Genomic DNA, 3,819 nt, shown 5'->3' on the forward strand with positions numbered 1-3,819 from the left:
GACTTTTGGCACGCTGTTGAGTTCTCAAGGAACGGTCGCTTCCTTTGTACTCACCCTCTCGGGCTTTCCTCCGGGCGCTTCCCTTCGGTCTTGCGTTTCCGACTCTATCAGACCCTTTTCGATCCGATTCCCTGTCGGCGGGATGTGCCGTCCGGCTCGGGCTTTCGCCTGTCGGCCTTTCGACATTCACTACGTTAGCCGATTCCCCGTCCAACTCATAATCGAGTCCATCGGTGCCGAATTCAGGCATGCGGACACGCCGAATTCGCCCCTGCTGAGGGGAGTCGTTTGGTAGTGGTTTGGCCGCTTCCGGCTGCAGGCGATTGCCGTACCCGGTTCAGCGGCTCGGACTACATTACGCACCCCGGCAGGACGCGTCAACTTCGGCGGCGCCTCGGTACATGGGCTCGATAGGGGCTCACCGTCGGGTCGTTGGCGACCCAGTAGCGCCAGGGGTGCACGGCTCCGTCGCCGCCCACGCCGGTGCGGGGGCCGTTGAGTACCTGTTCGGCGGGGACGGGAGTGCCCGTCAGGATGCGGAGCGGGGTGTCCCCGGCGGTGCACGCGTCCGTGCCGTCGAGGGAGCGGTCCACGTTGAGGGCCGTGGCCAGGCGGGCCGGGCCTTTGGCCAGTTCCTTGTCGTTGCGGGCCGAGAGTCGACGGGTGCGGGCCAGTTCGGCGCCCTCGATGATCTCGCCGGCGCGGAGGAGGACCGCGCTCGCCTTGCCCTCGGGGCCGCAGACCAGGTTCATGCAGAACCACATGCCGTAGGTGAAGTAGACGTACACGTGACCGGGCGGACCGAACATCACGTCGTTGCGGGCCGTGCGGCCGCGATAGGCGTGGGAGCCGGGGTCGTCAGCACCGTCGTAGGCCTCGACCTCGGTGAGGCGGAGGGCGATCGGACCGTCCGGGGTGGTGCGGACCAGGATGCGGCCCAGGAGGTCGGGGGCGACATCGAGGACGGGCCGGTCGAAGAACTCCCTGGACAGGGGCGTACGGTCGGGGGTCGCGATCATGCCGTCCGAGGGTACTGGAGACGCGTGGTGTCGCGGGGTGGCCGTCGGGCACCGGCCTTGCCAGGGTGGTGGGGCGTGGAACCGGCCACGGCCGGATCGCGTATGTAGGGATCAAGGATCCACCCGTAGTGGGCGAGAGGGAGAGACATGGCGTTCAAGAAGCTGCTCGCGAGCCTGGGGGCCGGCGGGGCTTCGGTCGAGACGGTGCTGCACGAGGTCAACGTCGTCCCGGGCGGTGTCGTCCAGGGTGAGGTGCGGATCCAGGGCGGGTCGGTGAACCAGCAGATCGAGGGGCTCTCGGTCGGGCTGCAGGCCAAGGTCGAGGTGGAGAGCGGCGACCAGGAGTACAAGCAGGACATCGAGTTCACGAAGTCGCGGCTGGGCGGGGCGTTCGAGCTTCAGGCGAATGCCGTGCACGCGGTGCAGTTCGGTCTCGAGATCCCGTGGGAGACGCCGATCACGATGATCGACGGGCAGGCGCTCCGTGGCATGAACATCGGGGTGTCGACCGAGCTGGAGATCGCGCGCGCGGTGGACTCCGGTGATCTGGACCCGGTCAACGTGCACCCGCTGCCGGCGCAGAAGGCGATCCTCGACGCGTTCATCCAGCTGGGCTTCCGGTTCAAGAACGCGGACATGGAGCGCGGTGTCATCCGGGGTACGCGGCAGAAGCTGCCGTTCTACCAGGAGATCGAGTTCTACCCGCCGCAGCAGTACCGGGGGCTGAACCAAGTCGAGCTGAGCTTCGTGGCCGACCAGCACACGATGGACGTGGTGCTGGAGATGGACAAGAAGCCGGGGCTGTTCAGCGAGGGCAGTGACACCTTCCGTTCGTTCCAGGTGGGTCTGAACGACTACCAGGGGACCGACTGGACCGCCTATCTCAACCAGTGGCTGTCCGAGGTCGGCAGCAAGCGCAACTGGTTCTAGGCTCGGGGGCGACTGCAAGAAACGATCAGGAGGTACCGAGGTGACCGAGCTCAAGCGGCGGCCGCTCCCCCACGACTTCCATCCGCCCGTTGCGTCGTTCACGGTGACGAGCGCGGACGTCGAGGAGGGTGCGACGCTCAAGGACGCTCAGGTCCAGGCGGCGGGCAACACTTCGCCGCAGCTGCGGTGGGAGGGCTTCCCGCCCGAGACCAAGAGCTTCGCCGTGACCTGCTACGACCCCGACGCTCCGACGGGCAGTGGGTTCTGGCACTGGGTGCTGTTCGACATCCCGGCGTCGGTGACGGAGCTGCCGGCCGGTGCGGGCAGCGGCACGTTCGAGGGTCTGCCGGAGGGCGCGGTCCACGCTCGTAACGACTACGGCGGCAAGGAGTTCGGCGGGGCCGCACCGCCGCCCGGGGACGGGCCGCACCGGTATGTGTTCACGGTGTACGCCGTGGATGAGGAGAAGCTCGGTCCTGATGCGGACGCGTCGCCTGCGGTCGTCGGCTTCAACCTGAGGTTCCACACGATCGGGCGGGCCCAGCTGATCGGCGAGTACGAGGTGCCCGCCGAGGGCTGAGGAACCCTCCTGCGATCCCGGCGTTCACGGAACGTTTGCCCGCTCCTGGTCTTGGAATTGATCAGGAGCGGGCATTTTTGTTGCCGGGGGTCGCGGGGGTCACCCCTCGCGGGAGCAGCAGATATTGCGTTGTCCATCTCGGCGTGCCCGGCCAGAGTTGATCCCAGCCCGCCAGGGGGTGGGCCGGTGCACACGGGAGGTGGGCTGGTATGCGGGACACGCTGGTACTGAACGCGAGCTTCGAGCCGCTGTCGACGGTGACGTTGAATCGAGCCGTCGTTCTGGTGCTTCAGGACAAGGCCGTCGTCGAGCAGGCCCACCCCGAACTGCGGATGCGGGGAGCCGCGGTCGACATACCCGCGCCCCGTGTGATCAGGCTCTGCCAGTACGTACGGGTGCCGTTCCGAAGACGAGCGCCGTGGTCGAGGCGGGGTGTGCTGATCAGGGACCGCAACCGGTGCGCGTACTGCGGGAGGCGGGCGACGACCGTGGACCACGTGGTGCCGCGGTCGCAGGGGGGTCAGGACACGTGGCTGAACACGGTGGCCTCGTGTGCGCAGGACAATCACCGTAAGGCGAACCGGACTCCGGAGGAGGCGGGGATGCCGCTGCTGCGACAGCCGTTCGAGCCGACTCCGGCGGACGCGATGCTGCTGGCACTGGGGCAGGACGACTTCGACTCGCTGCCGGAGTGGCTGGCACAGCCCGCGGCCTAGAGCTGTCATACGGAGGGGCCCGCTTCCCTGGGAAGCGGGCCCCTCCGTATGTGCCGGGTCAGTCGATGGGCGGCTTCTCGCGGCGTTCCTGGGCGGGGACGCCGGCCTGGGGCGCACCTCCGTTGCCGCCGGAACCGCCGCCGAGGCCGCCGAAGTTGCCCATGGCGCCGGAGAGGCCCTTGAGGGCGTCGCCGATTTCGCTGGGGACGATCCAGAGCTTGTTGGCGTCGCCTTCGGCGATCTTGGGGAGCATCTGGAGGTACTGGTAGGAGAGCAGCTTCTGGTCCGGGTCGCCGGCGTGGATGGCCTCGAAGACGGTGCGGACGGCCTGGGCTTCGCCCTCGGCGCGCAGGGCGGCGGCCTTGGCCTCACCCTCGGCGCGCAGGATCTGGGACTGCTTCTCACCCTCGGCGCGCAGGATCTCCGACTGCCGGACACCTTCGGCCTGGAGGATGGCGGCGCGCTTGTCGCGGTCGGCGCGCATCTGCTTCTCCATCGAGTCCTGGATGGAGGTGGGCGGTTCGATCGCCTTGAGCTCGACGCGGTTGACGCGGATGCCCCACTTGCCGGTGGC

General features: G+C 68.0%; 5 protein-coding genes. 3 read left to right on the top strand and 2 right to left on the bottom strand.

What is annotated here, in order from left to right; all coding sequences use genetic code 11:
- Nucleotides 1-377 precede the first annotated feature (377 nt).
- The gene (locus GTY56_RS05195; protein WP_161362935.1) at nt 378-1,019 is read right to left on the bottom strand and encodes a DNA-3-methyladenine glycosylase; all 642 of its coding nucleotides are present in this window, start codon (nt 1,017-1,019) and stop codon (nt 378-380) included.
- Nucleotides 1,020-1,166: 147 nt separating this feature from the next.
- On the opposite strand from GTY56_RS05195, the gene GTY56_RS05200 reads away from it, so the two are divergent.
- The 3 genes from GTY56_RS05200 (at nt 1,167) to GTY56_RS05210 (ending at nt 3,245) form a co-directional block, all read left to right on the top strand.
- Entirely contained in the window at nt 1,167-1,949 is a 783-nt protein-coding gene (locus tag GTY56_RS05200) for a sporulation protein (protein ID WP_033310998.1), read from the top strand.
- A gap of 40 nt (nt 1,950-1,989) precedes the next feature.
- Nucleotides 1,990-2,529, top strand: coding sequence for a YbhB/YbcL family Raf kinase inhibitor-like protein (locus tag GTY56_RS05205; protein WP_161362937.1), 540 nt, complete (start codon nt 1,990-1,992; stop codon nt 2,527-2,529).
- A gap of 209 nt (nt 2,530-2,738) precedes the next feature.
- On the top strand, nt 2,739-3,245 hold the full coding sequence (locus tag GTY56_RS05210) for an HNH endonuclease (protein ID WP_161362939.1): 507 nt from the start codon (nt 2,739-2,741) through the stop codon (nt 3,243-3,245).
- A gap of 58 nt (nt 3,246-3,303) precedes the next feature.
- On the opposite strand, the gene GTY56_RS05215 is transcribed toward GTY56_RS05210, so the two are convergent.
- Nucleotides 3,304-3,819, bottom strand: a 516-nt coding sequence (locus GTY56_RS05215; RefSeq protein ID WP_161362941.1) for an SPFH domain-containing protein, incomplete at its 5' end; no start/stop codon positions are given.

Origin of the sequence: Streptomyces sp. SID5643, from assembly GCF_009872555.1 — a bacterium.
Classification (GTDB): Bacteria; Actinomycetota; Actinomycetes; order Streptomycetales; family Streptomycetaceae; genus Streptomyces; species Streptomyces iakyrus.

Coding starts and splice junctions, on each gene's coding strand:
- GTY56_RS05195 (WP_161362935.1), bottom strand. CDS start 1,019: ATGATCGCGACCCCCGACCGTACGCCCCTGTCCAGGGAGTTCTTCGAC.
- GTY56_RS05200 (WP_033310998.1), top strand. CDS start 1,167: ATGGCGTTCAAGAAGCTGCTCGCGAGCCTGGGGGCCGGCGGGGCTTCG.
- GTY56_RS05210 (WP_161362939.1), top strand. CDS start 2,739: ATGCGGGACACGCTGGTACTGAACGCGAGCTTCGAGCCGCTGTCGACG.